This is a genomic window from Vibrio sp. Vb1127, assembly GCF_033338735.1.
Classification (GTDB): Bacteria; Pseudomonadota; Gammaproteobacteria; order Enterobacterales; family Vibrionaceae; genus Vibrio; species Vibrio alginolyticus.
This window is the reverse complement of record NZ_JAWOTF010000003.1, coordinates 326,180-342,510: the sequence shown is the minus strand read 5'-3', so window position 1 is coordinate 342,510 and position 16,331 is coordinate 326,180. Positions and strand designations below refer to the sequence as shown.

Sequence of the window (16,331 nt, the reverse complement as noted above, 5' to 3'; positions counted from 1 at the left end):
CCAATTAGATCGTTTGATTATTCTATGCCTAACGCTTTTTTTACTGGCTTGAAACTCTTGCGGTGTTCACTGATCACTCCGTGTTGCTCAATCGCTTCAAAGTGCACTTTAGTTGGGTAACCTTTGTGCTTCGCGAAGCCAAATTGTGGATGAAGTTTATCCAACTCTTCCATCTCTTGGTCACGCACGACTTTGGCAATAATTGAAGCCGCACTGATTTCAGCAACACGTAGATCGCCTTTTACTACAGCTTGAGCATCCATTGGCAGCTCCGGACACCGGTTACCATCAATCAACACCAAATCAGGTTGAACCTGTAACCCCGCCACTGCACGCTGCATCGCAACCATAGTCGCCTGTAAAATATTCAGTTGATCGATTTCTTCAGGAGAACAACGCCCGACCGCCCACGCCAATGCTTTTTCTTTGATTTCAGGAAGCAGCGCCATGCGTTTCTTTTCGGTCAATTTTTTCGAATCGTTCAACCCTTCAATAGGATTGTTAGGATCAAGGATAACCGCAGCGGTGACGACGTCTCCTACCAAAGGGCCACGTCCGACCTCGTCGACTCCGGCCACAAGCTGATAACCTTGCGGATATTCAAACGGAGGGAGTTCAACTTTGGTTTTGGTCGCTTTTGGTTTAACAGCCATGATAAATCTCTATTTCTCAATCAGTTTTAGAACCGCGTTTGCGGCTTGTTGGTCCGCATCTTTACGAATCCAATGATGCATTTCCGTAAACTTATCTAACATCGGTTTATTGTCGCTTTCCAATAAGCGAGAAACCTCAGTAAACAAATTGTCTGGTGTGCACTCATCTTGTAGATATTCTTTGACGAGCTCATCATCCGCCAAGATATTCGGCAATGACACATACTTCGTTTTCAATAGACGTTTAGCTAAAAAAGCAGTAAATGCATTCACACGATAACCCACCACCATTGGACGCTTGAGAAGCATACACTCCAACGCTACGGTACCGGAGGCCAACATCACGGCATCGGATGCGGTGATGACGTTGCGTGCGGTGTCATCAACTAACTTGAAGTCCAACTCTGGCGCTAGCTCTTTCCATGCTTGTTCAAACTGCTCACGGCGTTTTTGATTAACAAGCGCGACAACAAACCCCAGTTCTGGAAATTTGTTATGGAGTAACTTGCAGGTTTCAATAAATGGCTCTGAGAGCATTTTTAACTCGCTACCACGACTGCCTGGCAGGACAGCAAGCCACTTTTTATCTTGTTCTAAACCAAGCAACTCACGTGCAGGCGCTTGTTCTGATTCTAGTGGGATGGCATCAGCCAAGGTATGACCAATGAACTCGCAAGGTACATTAAATTTGTCGTAGAACGCTTTCTCAAACGGAAGAAATGCTAGCACCAAGTTCGTTGCCGCTTCTATTTTAAAGATGCGCTTCTGACGCCAAGCCCAAACAGACGGACTCACGTAATGAACGGTTTTAATGCCCGCTTGCTTGAGGTCAAGCTCCAGGCGTAAGTTGAAGTCAGGAGCATCGATCCCGATGAAAACATCAGGCGGATTCTGAGTAAAATACTGAACGAGCTCAGCTTTCACTTTAAGAAGTCTCGGTAAGCGGCCTAAAACCTCGACTAATCCCATCACCGCAAGCTCTTCCATATCAAACAGAGACTCGCAACCTTGGGCTATCATTTTCGGACCACCAATGCCTACGAACTCTGCGTCTGGATATTGTTGCTTTACTGCTTTGATAAAGCCTTCACCTAGCGTATCGCCAGACAATTCTCCGGCAATGATGCCAATACGTAATGGTCTTTCCATATCTACTTCGCTATTTTTCCTGTGCGCTATGGATAACGGTTTGCCTTATCCATAAAACACAAAAAGATCGTAACCTCAAATTTGGTCACGATCTTTTTATTTATTGGTTCATTCGCCAATTAACGAATAATGCCACGTTCCGTCGTTTCCAGAATATCTGAGAAACGCTTCACAGCCGGCCACTCTTGAGCCATTTCAGCCAGAATAGGCTTCACTTCTTCTAGCGTCTTACCTGAACGGTAGATTTCTTTATACGCTTTTTGTAGCGCACGAATCTCTGGTTTCTCAAAGCCATTACGCTTCAAGCCAACAAGGTTCAAGCCGAATGGAGTAGCGTGGTTACCTTGCGCGAGTACATAAGCTGGGACATCTTGCACCACAGCTGAACAGCCGCCAATGTATGCGTAAGCGCCCACTGTACAAAACGGATGAATCGCAGACAGTGCCATCACACCGGCATAATCATCAACAGTAACGTGACCACCAAGAATCGAGTTATTACCGATATGAGTGTGGTTACCAATAACAACATCATGCGCAACGTGTGCATTCACACACAATAAGTTGTCATCACCAATGATCGTGGTTGCTTTGTCTTGCACTGTGCCGCGGTGAACTTGGACCGCTTCACGAATGACGTTACGGTCACCGATAACCACAGTTGTGTCTTCACCACCGTATTTTTTGTCTTGGTTTTCTTCACCAATGACAGCATGTGGGAAAATACGGTTATCTTTGCCAATAGTTGTGTGACCTTTGATCACAACGTGAGACATCACTTCTGTGCCTTCACCAATTTCAACCGTAGAGGTGATGTACGTAAAAGGACCTACTGTTACGTTAGCACCAATTTTGGCGCCCTCTTCTACCACCGCTGCCGGGTGGATTTTAGCGGTTTCATGAATCATATTAAAACTCTCGACGAGCACACTTCAGTTCTGCAGAACATACCACTTCACCGTCAACTTTTGCTACACCGCTAAATGCAGCAATGCCGCGACGTTCTTTCAGAAATTCTACCTCAATAACCAATTGGTCGCCCGGAACCACTGGTTTACGGAATTTCGCGCCGTCTACGCTTGCAAAGTAGTACAGTTCATTTTCTGTTGGTGCACCAAATGATTTAAATGCAAGTAAGCCTGTTGCCTGAGCCATTGCTTCTAAAATCAAAACACCTGGGAATACTGGTAGTTGAGGAAAGTGACCTGTGAACTGAGGTTCGTTAACCGACACGTTTTTAATCGCGTGAAGGTACTTCTCTTCTTGGAAGTCTATCACTCGGTCGATCAATAAGAATGGGTAGCGATGAGGTAGTAGCTCTTGAATTTCAGAGATGTTCATCGTTTTCTTTTCAGTAGTCAAAGTCGTCTTCCTATATCAATTTTTTGCCGCCAAGATGGCAAACGTGGCAACAGGTCGTAAAGCCGAATCGCTTTGCAATATACTAGCAAAATACGCACCATCTTGGAGTTAAATCTACTTAGAGCGCGTCATTATAGAAGAAAAAGACCCGCATTTCGCGAGTCTTCTTACAGAATATGGAACTAGAGCTTGTTAGCCTTCGTATTAAATACAGAGCGAAAGATAACTTGTTCTAAATTTCTTCTTTCTGTTCCAGCTGTTTTTCAACCGCTTTTAGGCGCTTATTCATCTCATCAATACGGTGAACTCGAGTCGCGGTCTTACGCCACTCTCTGTTCGTTTGTAGTGGGATACCTGATGAGTAAAGGCCTTTTTCTTCGATACTGCGCATTACCATGCCCATACCTGTAATAGCCACACCATCTGCGATAGTGATATGGCCATTCAGAACAGACGCGCCGCCAATCTGGCAGTACTTACCAATTTTTGTACTGCCCGCGACAATAGTACCACCAGGCATCACGGTACCATATCCGATCTGCACGTTGTGCGCGATTTGAAGTTGGTTATCCAGAATGACATTGTCTTCAATGATAGTATCTTCGAGTGCACCGCGGTCAATCGTAGTACAAGCACCAATCTCAACGCGGTTACCGATACGCACTGAACCAAGCTGAGGAATTTTAATCCACTCGCCTTTGTCATTCGCATAACCGAAGCCATCAGAGCCAATGACGGTACCCGATTGAACGAGACAGTCATCACCCAATGACACTTCATGGTAGATAGTGACATTAGCCCAAAGCTTGGTGTTATTCCCTAGCTTGGCGTTCTTACCGATAAAACAACCAGCACCAACACTTACGTTGTCGCCGAGTTCCACGCCCGTTTCAATCACAGCGTTAGCGCCGATTGTAACGTTCTCACCCATCTTAACGTCAGCGGCAATCACAGCACTTGGTGCAATATCGTCTGCCGGTTTTGGTGTGGTATCCATCGCTTGGACCACACGAGCAAATGCGACATAAGGGTCTGAAACCACTAGCGCATTTCCAACGCATTGATCTTTATGCTCAGCCTTTACCATAACAACGGTAGCTTGGCACTCAGAAAGGTGTTTTGCGTATTTTGGGTTAGACAAGAAGGTTACGTCACCTTCTTGTGCTTTATCCATTGGAGCAACACGGCTTACAACGAGAGACTCGTCACCAAACAGCTCACCCCCGGTAATTGTCGCCAATTCGGCTAATGTTAATGTCTTCATAACTTCTTATTTTAGAGCTTTAATTACGTCTTCAGAGATATTGTATTCTGGCTTGCCGTACTGCAAAGCAGAGATATCAATCACAAGATCGTAACCATTTTTGTCTGCGACTTTCTTAACTGCATCTTGAATCGTTTTGAAAAGCTTCGCTTTTTCTTCAGCTTCACGACGCGCACTTGCTTTTTCAAGTGCTTGTGCTTTCACTTTGTACTCGCTGTCGAGCTTCGCGATATCGATACGTAGCTTTTCAACTTCGTCTTGACCCAAAAGCTCGCCGTCACGTTGTAGCTTCTCAATCTTTGTTTTAGCTTGTGCTTGGATTGACTTCAGTTCATCAGCTTTGCTTTTGAAGTCTTTCTGCATTTTTTGTAGTACAACTTCACGTTGAGGAAGAGCTTGAAAAACTTGAGCTGTATTTACGTAAGCAATTTTCTGTGCAGCTTCTGCCGCATTTGCAAACATTGAAGAGCTCAGTACAAGAAGGCCAATCCCAGCCGCTTTGATCATTTTATTCAAAATATTTTCCTCTTTAGAAAGTTCTACCGATAGTGAATGTGAAGAACTCTTCATCATCGCCATCAAATTTCTTAATTGGTTTCGCTAGTGAGAATACTAGTGGCCCCATTGGAGACATCCACTGCAACGCCGCACCGTAAGAAGAGCGGTAGTTGGTTGGATCTGAGTAATCGTAGTAGTAACGGTCACCATATTCCGCACCTGAATCGCGGTAGTCAAACTCCGTATCCCAAACACTTGCCATATCAAAGAAGATACTGGTACGAATTTGGTTTTGTACTTCTTCTGATGCAAATGGTGTTGGGACAATCAACTCAACACTTGCTAGCGCTACGGCGTTACCACCAACAGAGTCATCTGTTGCTGTATCTGCGCCATTGTTTGAACCAGATGTATCACGGTAAACCGCTTTAGGACCAACAGAGTTTGAGCCAAAGCCACGAAGCGATGTAAAGCCACCTGCGTAGTAGTTTTCGTAGAATGGGAACAAGTTATCGTTGCCATCCGTTTGACCGTAACCATTACCGTAACCTAAGCGGCCACGGAACAAGAGGGTAAACTCGTGCTTTTTAGTCAATGGCACATACTGACGAACATCGTACTGCATTTTGAAGTATTGAACGTCAGAGCCAGGTACGGTCATTTTATAGAATGCACGCTGATGGTTACCTGCCGTAGGGAAGTAGCCACGGTTTAAGTTATTACGTGTCCAAGAGATATTGAAGTCGAAATCGTTTGTGTTCAACGCTCCACTAGAATCAATGTTGTCTGCTTGTGCTCGTAAGAACTGCTCTACCTGTAAGTAAGGCGATAAGTTACCGATCTTGTTGTGCGTATAACCGACACCGAATTCAAAACGGTTCAACTCATCGAATGGGAAACCCCACGTTAAGCTCGCGCCATAGCTTTCGTTGGTATAGTCAACGATATTGGCTTCTTTCGCTTCAAATTCGTTATAGAAAACCTTACCACCTAAGCTTACACCGTCTAAGTTCCAGTACGGATCACGGTAATCTAGACTGATGTTTTTCTGGTAGTCATTCATCATCGCGTTGATACCAACACGGTTACCACTACCAATAAAGTTATCTTGTTGCAGGCCAACCTGGAAGCTCACACCCGATTCTGTACCGTAGCCAACACCGAAGTTAACGCTACCAGAGTTCGCTTCTTTGACAGAGTAAACTAGGTCAACTTGATCATCACTACCAGGAACTCGAACCGTCTGTACTTCAACATTTTCAAAGTAGCCCAAACGATTTAGACGAGTTTTACCCGTTTCAATCGATTTCGAGTTCAACCAACTGCCTTCCATCTGACGCATTTCACGACGAAGGACTTCATCTTTGGTTGAGTTATTACCCGTGAAGCGAATATCACGAACATAAATTCGGTTACCCGGGTCTACGTTAACGACCAAAGAAACTTCTTGATTCTCGTCGTCAAACTCTGGAATGGTATTCACTTGAGGATAAGCATAACCGGACTCACCAAGCACACGCTTAATCCCTTCTTCCATTGAAGTAACCAACGAGCCGTTGTATGTCTCATTGTCTTCAAATGGCACAAGTCTTTCGAACGTCGCTTCCTCGCCAATCAAATCACCACGGAACTTCACGTCCTTAACGGTGTAAACCTCGCCCTCTTCTAGACCAAGAGTAATGTATACCCCTTTCTTGTCAGGAGAGATTGCAACTTGTGTCGAATCAACGTTAAATTTTAAGTAACCACGATCCAGGTAGAATGATTTGAGTGCTTCAATATCGCCTGCAAGAACTTGCTTTTGATACTTTTCATCAGAAAGGAAATTCCACCACGGCACATCAACATTTAAGTTAAAGCGCGAAAGCAGTTCTTCATCACTGAACACTTCATTACCGATAAAGTTGATTTGCTGAATTTTTGCCGACACACCTTCAGTAAAGACAAACTTAAGATCAGAACGATTACGTGGTAGTGGAGTCACCACCGCTTTTACTGTTGCGTTGTATTTACCTACGCTGTAGTAAAAGTCTTCTAAGCCTTTTTCAATGTTGCTTAGCGTGGTGCGGTCAAGCGCTTCACCTTCACGAACGCCAGACGCGTTCAGGTTTTCTTGTAGCTGCTCGTCCTTGATTGCTTTGTTACCTGAAAAAGAGATGCTTGCAATGGTAGGACGTTCTTTGACTTGAACCATCAGAACACCACCGTCACGCAACACTTTCACATCTTCAAAGTTACCAGATGCATACAGGGCGCGGATAATTTCTGCAACATCGCCTTGGCCAATGGTATCACCGACACGTACAGGCATTTTCAACAATGCAGCACCCAGTGCTACACGCTGCAATCCATCGATTTCAATATCTTGAACTACGAAGTTCTCTGCTCCATTTGCAGATACACTGGTCGCCAGTAAACTTGCAAATAGAATTCGCTTAATCGCCATACTTGTTCTAATTATTCCTTGCTACTGCTTTTGTCTCTGAACTATCACAGACGAGTAAAATCATTAAATAGCGCTAACGCCATGAGCGAGAAGATGATCGCACCACCAATTCTAAAGCCCATTTCCTGCACTTTCTCAGGAACAGGACGTCGAATGACTGCTTCAATTGCAAAAAACAACAAATGACCGCCATCCAACATTGGTAAAGGAACGAGGTTAATAATACCTAGGTTAACACTAATTAGAGCGAGAAAACCTAAAAAGTAGACCAAACCATAATCTGCTGTCGCGCCTGCGCCTTTGGCTATTGATATTGGTCCACTCAGATTATTCAGACCAACGTCTCCAACAATCAGCTTCTTAAGCATGCTGATTGTCAAACCAATGACTTGGCCAGTTTTGTCTACTGCTTTACCTATTGACTCGAATACACCAAACTGAAGATCGAAGCGATAACTTTCTGGCCATTCTGCGACTTTAGGTGCAATACCTGCAAAACCAACGACTTCTTTGTTAGCTAGCTCACGGCTACCGGGCGTCAGCGTCAATGTTTGCTCATAACCCTGACGTAACACTGTCAATTCAAGCGGTGTATCAGGATTAGAACGAACCGCCTCAACCACTTGCTTCCATTCGGTTACGCGTTGTTGACCAATTGCGACAACCTCATCACCTGGAAGCACACCGGCTTTTTCCGCCGCTCCACCTTGCGAGACCTGCTCGATAACTCGATACACCTCCGGTGTATACGGAGCAAAACCTAACGACTGCATCGCTGACTGAGTTTCTGGGTCGAACTTCCACTCACGTAAATCGAGCGTTTTCGTTACTTCTGAACCAACTTCATTCGCTGACGTTAGTGTTACCGTCATCAAATCATCGCCAATATGAGAAATCAATCCCATATTTACTGATTCCCAATCCGGAGTTTTGATACCAGATATCGATTTAAGTTCCATTCCAGATTCAATTCCAGCTTCCGCAACAATCGAATTGGGCGTAACTTCACCAATTACAGGCTTAACTGCTGGGATACCAATTAGAAATACCAGCCAATAGGCAAAAATTGCGAAAAGAAAATTAAAGATGGGGCCAGCCGCAACAATAGAGGTTCGTTTCCATAACGGCTTCTTATCAAACGCTAGGTGCTTCTCATGTTCTGGCACCTCATCGACACGGCTATCAACCATTTTCACATAGCCGCCGAGAGGGATCATTGAGATGCTGTACTCCGTTCCGTCTTTGCCTACTTTACTCCAAATAGACTTGCCGAAACCGATTGAAAACTTTTCAACTTTAACGCCGCAACGGCGAGCAACCCAAAAATGCCCAAATTCGTGCACGGCAACAAGAATGCCCAGTGCGACGATAAAAGAAATGAGATTCCACAATATACCAGTCATCAGCTACGCTCGCGTATGGTTTCTAGGGCAATAGTTCGTGCCATTCTATCTAGCTCGAGCAAGCTTTCCAAGCTATTCGCATTCTCAGCTTTGCAGCTTGCGTTGATTTTATTCAACACAGACTCATTGATGCGAGCAATATCGGTAAAACCTAGTCTGTTATTTAAAAATGCATCAACAGCGACTTCATTAGCTGCATTCAATGCTGTTGTTGCGTGTTGACCTTCATAACAGGCATCAATTGCGAGCTTTAAACATGGGTAACGAGCAAAATCAGGCTGCAAAAACGTCAGCTCACCAACTTTCGTGAAGTCTAGCGGCTTAACCCCAGCTTCCACTCTTGACGGGTATGACATGGTGAGCGCAATTGGCGTCGCCATATCCGCTTCTCCCATTTGTGCCAAGACCGAACCATCACGATACTGAACCATAGAATGAATTACCGATTGAGGATGAATAACCACCTTCAGTTGTTCGCGAGCAGCATTAAATAGCCACTTAGCTTCGATATACTCAAGGCCTTTATTCATCATCGTGGCAGAATCAACAGAAATTTTTGGCCCCATCGACCAGTTTGGATGAGCAATCGCCTGCGCGGGTGTCACCTGCTCCAGTTCTGCGATGTCAGTGTAACGGAAAGGACCACCAGATCCAGTCAACAAAATATGAGAAATGCCATGTTCTTGTAAATTGCAACGACCTAGATTGGTTTGCACTTGCTGTGGTAAACATTGGAAAATGGCGTTGTGTTCACTGTCGACGGGAAGTAGCTCTGCGCCAAATTCTTCTACAGCATCAATAAATAGCTGGCCTGACATTACAAGTGCTTCTTTATTTGCCAACAAGACTCGCTTACCTGCTTTCACGGCAGCCATGGTAGGCAATAAGCCAGCGGCTCCTACAATAGCAGCCATTACACTGTCGACCTCGTCCAGCGAAGCTATATGACATAGCGCATCAGTACCACCTAGCACTTCGGTACCTGGCGAAACCGAGTGTAGCTCAGCTTGAAGTTGAGACGCCGCAGCTTTATCTGCCATGACCGCATATTTAGGTTGCCACTGACGACATAGACCGATCATCTTTTCAACGTTAGTGCTTGCCGCTAAGGCAACGACAGAAAACAGATCTGGGTTTTGTTCGACCACTTTAAGCGTGCTTGCACCAATTGATCCAGTAGCACCAAGAATCGTTAACTTTTGCATGTTGTAAGACCGTTAGAAAGCTCAGGAGCGACGACGCCGCTCCTGATAAATTAGAATACGTAGTAAAGAAGAGCAAAAACTGGGAATGCTGCGGTTAGGCTGTCGATACGATCTAGCACACCACCGTGCCCTGGGATAATGTTACTGCTGTCTTTAATGCCTGAGACACGTTTGAACATACTTTCAACCAGATCACCAAGCACTGAAATAACGACAGTAACCAGCGTAATCAGCACCATATGGACAGGGCTAGTGAACTGGATGTCGAACCAATCAGCAAATGCCCACGCTACGATTAATGCCGTGATAATGCCACCAATTAGCCCTTCAATAGTTTTATTGGGGCTTACATGAGGAGCCATCTTACGTTTGCCTAAGCTTTTGCCTGCAAAGTAGGCGCCGCTATCTGCAGCCCATACCAAGAAACAAACGTACAACACAAGCTTTGCGCCGTGGTATGGATCTACAGTGATGTCATACGCTCTGAGAATAATCACACTCCAAAGGAATGGGATTAATGTCAGAAAACCAAATACATGACGTAAAACAAAATTACTTTGCCAAGATTTCGTCGTTTTGGGGTAAGTAATCGCCATTAAGCTAGCAATAATCCACCAAACAAAACCAATACCCAAGACGACATAATGAGGTGTCGTTAAGTGATTGAGGCTATATGCATCAGGCGAGATGTATAGAAAACTAAGTCCGGTAATAATGATTGCCGGCACAAGGGCAGCAATGCGAGAGTTGCTTCCTGTAAACTGAGTCCACTCCCAAAAACCTAATAGCGTTATTGCAGTTAAAGCGGCAATAAAGCCCATTAGCGGTAATTTAAAAATGCCTAAAATAACCAGGGGAGCTAAAATTAGTGCTGTTATTATTCTCTGTTTCAAACTAACTAGTCCTTATTGAGCTGCCATCAATGCCTTTATTTGTTCACCTGTACAGCCAAAACGACGTTCTCGGTTGATAAACCAAGTCACAGCTTCTACCAAACTGTCTTCATCGAATTCTGGCCAGTACTCTGGTGTAAAGTACATTTCTGCATAAGCCATTTGCCACAACATAAAGTTGCTGATGCGGCACTCTCCACTGGTGCGAATTAAAAGATCCACTTCCGGTAGGTCTGCCATGGTCAAATGCTCAGTGATTAGCTGCTCATTGATATCCTCTACACGAATTTCACCGTTACGTGCTTTTAGCGCTAACGTTTTAGCAGCTTCTGTGATGTCCCATTTACCGCCATAGTTGGCTGCAATGTTGATCACCATACCCGTGTTATCTGCCGTTAGGTTTTCTGCTTCTACAATTTTCTTTTGTAGACGCTCACTAAATCGACTGGTATCACCGATCACGCGCAAGCGTAAGTTATTTTTGTGTAGTTTTTTTACTTCACTAGACAGGACCGTGATAAACAGTTCCATCAAAAGACCCACTTCTTCCTCCGGACGACGCCAGTTTTCACTACTAAAAGCAAACAGCGTCATGGCTCTAATGCCTAGTTTTGAAGCAGCAGCCACGGTCTTACGAACGGCACTAACGCCTTTTTTATGACCAAATACGCGAGGTTTTCCTTTGGACTTAGCCCAACGGCCATTACCGTCCATAATGATGGCAATATGCTTAGGAAGGGAATCAGAGAAGGCTTGAGAATTTTGCATAGGGAGTTAATTGAGTTCCATCAGTTGGATAGACTAACATAAAAAAACGCTGAGCTGTGAGCACAGCGTTTTCCAACAGTGATGTGTGTGGGAGTATTAAACTTCCATCAACTCTTTTTCTTTTGCAGCAAGAACTTCATCGATCTTCTTAACTGCAACGTCAGTTAGCTTTTGAATTTCGTCTTGTGCTTTACGGTCTTCATCTTCAGAGATTTCTTTATCTTTTAGAAGCGCTTTAAGATCGTTGTTTGCGTCACGACGGATGTTACGAACAGCAACACGACCACCTTCAGCTTCACCACGAACGATCTTAACTAGGTCTTTACGACGTTCTTCCGTTAGCGGTGGAAGTGGAACGCGGATGATAGTGCCAGCTGACATAGGGTTTAGACCAAGGTCAGACGTCATGATCGCTTTTTCTACTTTCGGCGTCAGCTCTTTATCAAAAACCGTGATTGCAAGTGTACGTGCATCTTCAGCAATAACGTTTGCTACTTGGTTTAGAGGTGTTGCTGCACCGTAGTATTCTACAGAAATACCAGATAGTAGGCTTGGGTGTGCACGACCTGTACGAATTTTAGAAAGGTTGTTCTTAAGCGCTTCAACGCTTTTATCCATGCGCTCTTGCGCGTCTTTTTTGATTTCGTTAATCACAGTTTCACCTTAAAAATGTCATCTTTCCTGAAGAAAGCCTAAAACGGTTGAGCAAAGCAAGCACCACCCTAACGCTTTGGAGTGGCACCTTAAGCCAAGCTTATTCGTTGATGAGCGTGCCTTCTGCTTCGCCCATAACCACGCGACGTAGTGCGCCTGGCTTGTTCATATTAAATACGCGGATTGGCATTTTGTGGTCACGAGCTAGCGTAAACGCCGCCAAGTCCATAACTTTCAGCTCTTTATCCAGAACTTCTGCATAAGATAGCTTATCATACAGCTCTGCGTCTGGGTTTGCTACAGGGTCAGCAGTAAATACACCATCAACTTTCGTCGCTTTTAGTACGACATCCGCTTCAATTTCGATACCACGTAAACAAGCAGCAGAATCCGTTGTAAAGAACGGGTTACCAGTACCAGCAGAGAAGATGACAACTCGGCCTTGGCGAAGCTCACGGATCGCATCAGCCCAATTATAGTCGTCACATACGCCTTTTAGAGGGATTGCAGACATAACGCGCGCATTTACGTATGCACGGTGAAGAGCATCACGCATCGCTAGGCCATTCATTACTGTAGCAAGCATACCCATGTGGTCACCAACTACGCGGTTCATACCAGCTTCAGCTAGGCCTGCACCACGGAACAAGTTACCGCCACCGATAACTACACCAACCTGAACACCCAGTTCAACCAGTTCTTTAACTTCTTGTGCCATACGATCAAGGACCGCAGGATCAATACCAAAACCGTCTTCACCTTGAAGAGCTTCACCACTCAGTTTTAATAGAATACGTTGATACGCTGGTTTAGGGTTCGTAGTCATGGAGTTTACCTTCCAAAGAGAGTTGTTGATTAACAGTCATGAATAGACACAACTTCAGTTATGGCTATTCATCACGGCTAATCGTTCACTGCTCATAAAAAGACCGCAGCCTTGGCTACGGTCTAATCTTTATACAGTCTCTAAGGATTAACCTTTTTGAGCTGCTGCAACTTCTTCAGCGAAGCTCATTTCTTCTTTCTTCTCGATACCTTCACCTACTTCTAGGCGAACGAACGTAGAAACTGAAGCGCCTTTTTCTTTCAGCATTTCGCCTACAGTTTTCTTAGGCTCCATGATGAAAGCTTGACCTGTTAGAGAGATCTCGCCAGTGAATTTCTTCATGCGGCCAACAACCATCTTCTCAGCGATTTCAGCAGGCTTGCCTTCGTTCATTGCGATTTCAACTTGAACCGCTTTCTCTTTTTCTACTACGTCAGCTGGTACGTCTTCTGGGTTAACGAACTCTGGCTTAGAAGCAGCAACGTGCATTGCAACGTGCTTAAGAGTTTCTGCGTCGCCTTCACCAGCAACAACAACACCGATTTTCTCACCGTGACGGTAAGAAGCGATTGCAGTGCCTTGAACGTATTCTACGCGACGGATAGTGATGTTTTCACCGATTTTAGCTACTAGAGCTACACGTGCGTCTTCGAATTGTGCTTGTAGTTCTTCAACAGAAGCTTTTGAAGCTAGAGCTGCAGCTGCAACTTCTTCTGCGAATGCAGTGAAGTTACCGTCTTTAGCAACGAAGTCAGTTTGGCAGTTAACTTCAAGAAGAACAGCAACGCCGTTTTCTTCTTTGATGATGATTGCGCCTTCAGCTGCAACGTTACCAGCTTTCTTAGCTGCTTTCGCTGCGCCAGATTTACGCATGTTTTCAATTGCTAGTTCGATGTCAGCGTTTGCTTCTACAAGCGCTTTCTTACATTCCATCATGCCAGCGCCAGTACGCTCGCGAAGTTCTTTAACTAGAGCAGCAGTTACAGTTGCCATTCTGTCTTCCTCGTTTGATTCGAAATAAGGTAAAAAACAGGGGCCTAACATTGTCGGCCCCCATTGCTAACTATAACTTAGTTTATGCTACACAAAGGTTTCACATAGACCAAGTGTGACACAGAGCCGCTATTATTCAGCTTCTACGAAACCGTCTTTTTCAGCAACTGCAGCTACGTCTTTGTTACGACCTTCAGATACTGCTGAAGCAGCAGCGTTCAGGTATAGCTGTACAGCGCGGATCGCGTCGTCGTTACCTGGGATTACGTAGTCAACGCCGTCTGGGTTAGAGTTAGTATCTACCACAGCGTATACTGGAATACCTAGGTTGTTAGCTTCTTTAATTGCAATGTGTTCGTGATCAGCGTCGATTACGAATAGAGCGTCTGGTAGGCCGCCCATGTCTTTGATACCACCAAGAGATTTCTCCAGCTTCTCCATTTCGCGAGTACGCATTAGAGCTTCTTTCTTAGTTAGTTTGTCAAAAGTACCGTCTTGAGATTGAGTCTCTAGTTCTTTTAGACGCTTGATAGACTGACGAACTGTTTTGTAGTTTGTAAGCATACCGCCTAACCAGCGGTTGTTTACGTAAAACTGGTTGCTTGCGATTGCAGCTTCTTTAACAGCTTCAGATGCAGCGCGCTTAGTACCTACGAATAGAACCTTACCTTTCTTCTCGCCAACTTTAGCTAGTTCAGCTAGAGCGTCGTTGAACATTGGTACAGTTTTTTCTAGGTTGATGATATGAACTTTGTTACGAGCGCCAAAGATGAATGGCTTCATTTTTGGGTTCCAGTAACGAGTCTGGTGACCGAAGTGAACACCAGCTTTTAGCATATCGCGCATTGATACAGTTGCCATTTTAAAATCCTCTATGGGGTTAGGCCTCCACATTCCCCATAACTCCGACCAAGCTTCTGCTCAGCACCCCGGAATATGTGACGGAATGTGTGTGATTTAAAGATAAAAGGTTATTCGGATGAAGCTTGCTTCGCCGCTTAACTTTGCTAAACGAAGAGAACAGTCCTCTATTCCGGCGCGCTTTATACCATATTTTAGCTCACTGTGGCTAGTAAAAATTATTTCTTCACCGAGCCACTTTCTCCTATTTATAAGCAAAACTTTAAACATATGATCGAATTAAGAATGATGCATATTCCTATCTAACTTGGGTTAACGCCCCGATGTCTGATAGAATGCAGCCATTCGCACGTTTACGTGCTTAGGAATAAGTAGAGAAAGCCAATGTCAATCAAGATTAAAACTGCTGAAGAAATAGAACGCATGCGCATTGCGGGCAAGCTAGCCGCAGAGATTCTAGAAATGATCGAACCACACATCAAAGTTGGTGTGACGACAGAAGAGTTAAACAAAATCTGTCATGAGTACGCTCTAGAAAAAGGCGCATACTCTGCTCCGCTTGATTACCATGGTTTCCCTAAGTCGATCTGTACTTCAATCAACCATATCGTATGCCACGGTATTCCAGCGGAAAAAGACGAAATCGGTAGCAACGGCCAAATGAAGCCGGCGGTACTAAAAGATGGTGACATCTTAAACGTTGATATTACCGTAATCGTTCCAAATGATGAGAATGCCGATCTGAGCGTGCGTCCTCAGGGTTACCATGGTGACACTTCTAAGATGTTCCTAGTCGGTGATGTTTCGCCTGCAAACAAACGTCTGTGCATGGTAGCTCAAGAAGCACTGTATGTTGGTATGCGCACCGTTAAGCCAGGTTCAACGGTTGGTGACATCGGTACAGCTATCGAGAAGTACATCAAAGAGAACAACAAGAACAATCCTCGCAACAAGTTTTCTATTGTGAAAGACTTCTGTGGTCACGGTATCGGCGATGAGTTCCATGAAGAACCACAAGTGGTTCATTACAAGAACAAAGACCGCCGCGTATTAAAAGAAGGCATGTGCTTTACTATTGAGCCGATGATTAACGCAGGTAAATTTGGTTGCTCTGTTGATGCACAAGATGACTGGACTGTTTACACGGGCGACGGCAAGAACTCTGCGCAATGGGAACATACCATTGTAGTAACAAAAGAAGGTTGTGAAGTACTGACGCTTCGTAGCGACGATACGATTCCTCGCCTAATGAAAAACGCGTAAAGCTGACGACCACTCGTTGTTTACTATATCCCTGCTTCGGCGGGGATATTTTTTATCTGCCGCAAATTTGTTAGATTGTTATTAGATTAGCTT

General features: G+C 44.7%; 16 protein-coding genes. 1 reads left to right on the top strand and 15 read right to left on the bottom strand.

Features of this window, described 5'->3' with window-relative positions; all coding sequences use genetic code 11:
- Nucleotides 1-17: 17 nt before the first annotated feature.
- From rnhB to rpsB, 15 genes are all read right to left on the bottom strand, one after another.
- On the bottom strand, nucleotides 18-653 hold the full coding sequence (gene rnhB, locus R7H07_RS07670; protein ID WP_033905509.1) for a ribonuclease HII: 636 nt from the start codon (nucleotides 651-653) through the stop codon (nucleotides 18-20).
- A gap of 9 nt (nucleotides 654-662) precedes the next feature.
- On the bottom strand, nucleotides 663-1,802 hold the full coding sequence (gene lpxB / locus R7H07_RS07665) for a lipid-A-disaccharide synthase (RefSeq protein ID WP_053306717.1): 1,140 nt from the start codon (nucleotides 1,800-1,802) through the stop codon (nucleotides 663-665).
- Between the two features lie 119 nt (nucleotides 1,803-1,921).
- The gene (gene lpxA, locus R7H07_RS07660; protein ID WP_005380357.1) at nucleotides 1,922-2,710 is read right to left on the bottom strand and encodes an acyl-ACP--UDP-N-acetylglucosamine O-acyltransferase; all 789 of its coding nucleotides are present in this window, start codon (nucleotides 2,708-2,710) and stop codon (nucleotides 1,922-1,924) included.
- A 1-nt stretch (nucleotide 2,711) separates the two neighbouring features.
- Nucleotides 2,712-3,164, bottom strand: coding sequence for a 3-hydroxyacyl-ACP dehydratase FabZ (gene fabZ / locus R7H07_RS07655; protein WP_005380349.1), 453 nt, complete (start codon nucleotides 3,162-3,164; stop codon nucleotides 2,712-2,714).
- A gap of 232 nt (nucleotides 3,165-3,396) precedes the next feature.
- Entirely contained in the window at nucleotides 3,397-4,428 is a 1,032-nt protein-coding gene (gene lpxD / locus R7H07_RS07650; RefSeq protein WP_005380347.1) for a UDP-3-O-(3-hydroxymyristoyl)glucosamine N-acyltransferase, read from the bottom strand.
- Between the two features lie 6 nt (nucleotides 4,429-4,434).
- Entirely contained in the window at nucleotides 4,435-4,944 is a 510-nt protein-coding gene (locus R7H07_RS07645; protein ID WP_005391804.1) for an OmpH family outer membrane protein, read from the bottom strand.
- Between the two features lie 13 nt (nucleotides 4,945-4,957).
- Nucleotides 4,958-7,372 carry an outer membrane protein assembly factor BamA gene (bamA, locus tag R7H07_RS07640; protein WP_005391802.1) on the bottom strand — a complete coding sequence of 805 codons (2,415 nt, stop codon included), beginning with the start codon at nucleotides 7,370-7,372 and terminating at the stop codon, nucleotides 4,958-4,960.
- Between the two features lie 44 nt (nucleotides 7,373-7,416).
- Entirely contained in the window at nucleotides 7,417-8,775 is a 1,359-nt protein-coding gene (gene rseP, locus R7H07_RS07635; RefSeq protein WP_005380334.1) for a sigma E protease regulator RseP, read from the bottom strand.
- Complete coding sequence (gene ispC, locus R7H07_RS07630) at nucleotides 8,775-9,980, bottom strand: 1-deoxy-D-xylulose-5-phosphate reductoisomerase (protein ID WP_005391796.1); 1,206 nt, start codon at nucleotides 9,978-9,980, stop codon at nucleotides 8,775-8,777. The genes rseP and ispC overlap by 1 nt, the downstream gene beginning before the upstream one ends.
- 50 nt (nucleotides 9,981-10,030) lie before the next feature.
- Nucleotides 10,031-10,873, bottom strand: a complete 843-nt coding sequence (locus R7H07_RS07625; protein WP_005385351.1) for a phosphatidate cytidylyltransferase — start codon at nucleotides 10,871-10,873, stop codon at nucleotides 10,031-10,033.
- Nucleotides 10,874-10,885: 12 nt separating this feature from the next.
- A complete protein-coding gene (locus R7H07_RS07620; protein ID WP_005380331.1) occupies nucleotides 10,886-11,641 on the bottom strand; it encodes an isoprenyl transferase in 756 nt (251 codons plus the stop codon).
- Between the two features lie 96 nt (nucleotides 11,642-11,737).
- Nucleotides 11,738-12,295: a ribosome recycling factor gene (frr, locus tag R7H07_RS07615; protein ID WP_005380330.1), complete on the bottom strand. Its 558-nt coding sequence runs from the start codon at nucleotides 12,293-12,295 to the stop codon at nucleotides 11,738-11,740.
- A 100-nt stretch (nucleotides 12,296-12,395) separates the two neighbouring features.
- Nucleotides 12,396-13,121 carry a UMP kinase gene (pyrH, locus tag R7H07_RS07610; protein WP_005380329.1) on the bottom strand — a complete coding sequence of 242 codons (726 nt, stop codon included), beginning with the start codon at nucleotides 13,119-13,121 and terminating at the stop codon, nucleotides 12,396-12,398.
- Nucleotides 13,122-13,268: 147 nt separating this feature from the next.
- Complete coding sequence (gene tsf / locus R7H07_RS07605; protein WP_005380328.1) at nucleotides 13,269-14,114, bottom strand: translation elongation factor Ts; 846 nt, start codon at nucleotides 14,112-14,114, stop codon at nucleotides 13,269-13,271.
- A gap of 132 nt (nucleotides 14,115-14,246) precedes the next feature.
- Entirely contained in the window at nucleotides 14,247-14,975 is a 729-nt protein-coding gene (rpsB, locus tag R7H07_RS07600) for a 30S ribosomal protein S2 (protein ID WP_005380327.1), read from the bottom strand.
- Nucleotides 14,976-15,359: 384 nt separating this feature from the next.
- Between rpsB and map the strand changes: the two genes are divergently transcribed.
- On the top strand, nucleotides 15,360-16,238 hold the full coding sequence (gene map, locus R7H07_RS07595; RefSeq protein WP_005380326.1) for a type I methionyl aminopeptidase: 879 nt from the start codon (nucleotides 15,360-15,362) through the stop codon (nucleotides 16,236-16,238).
- Nucleotides 16,239-16,331 lie beyond the last annotated feature (93 nt).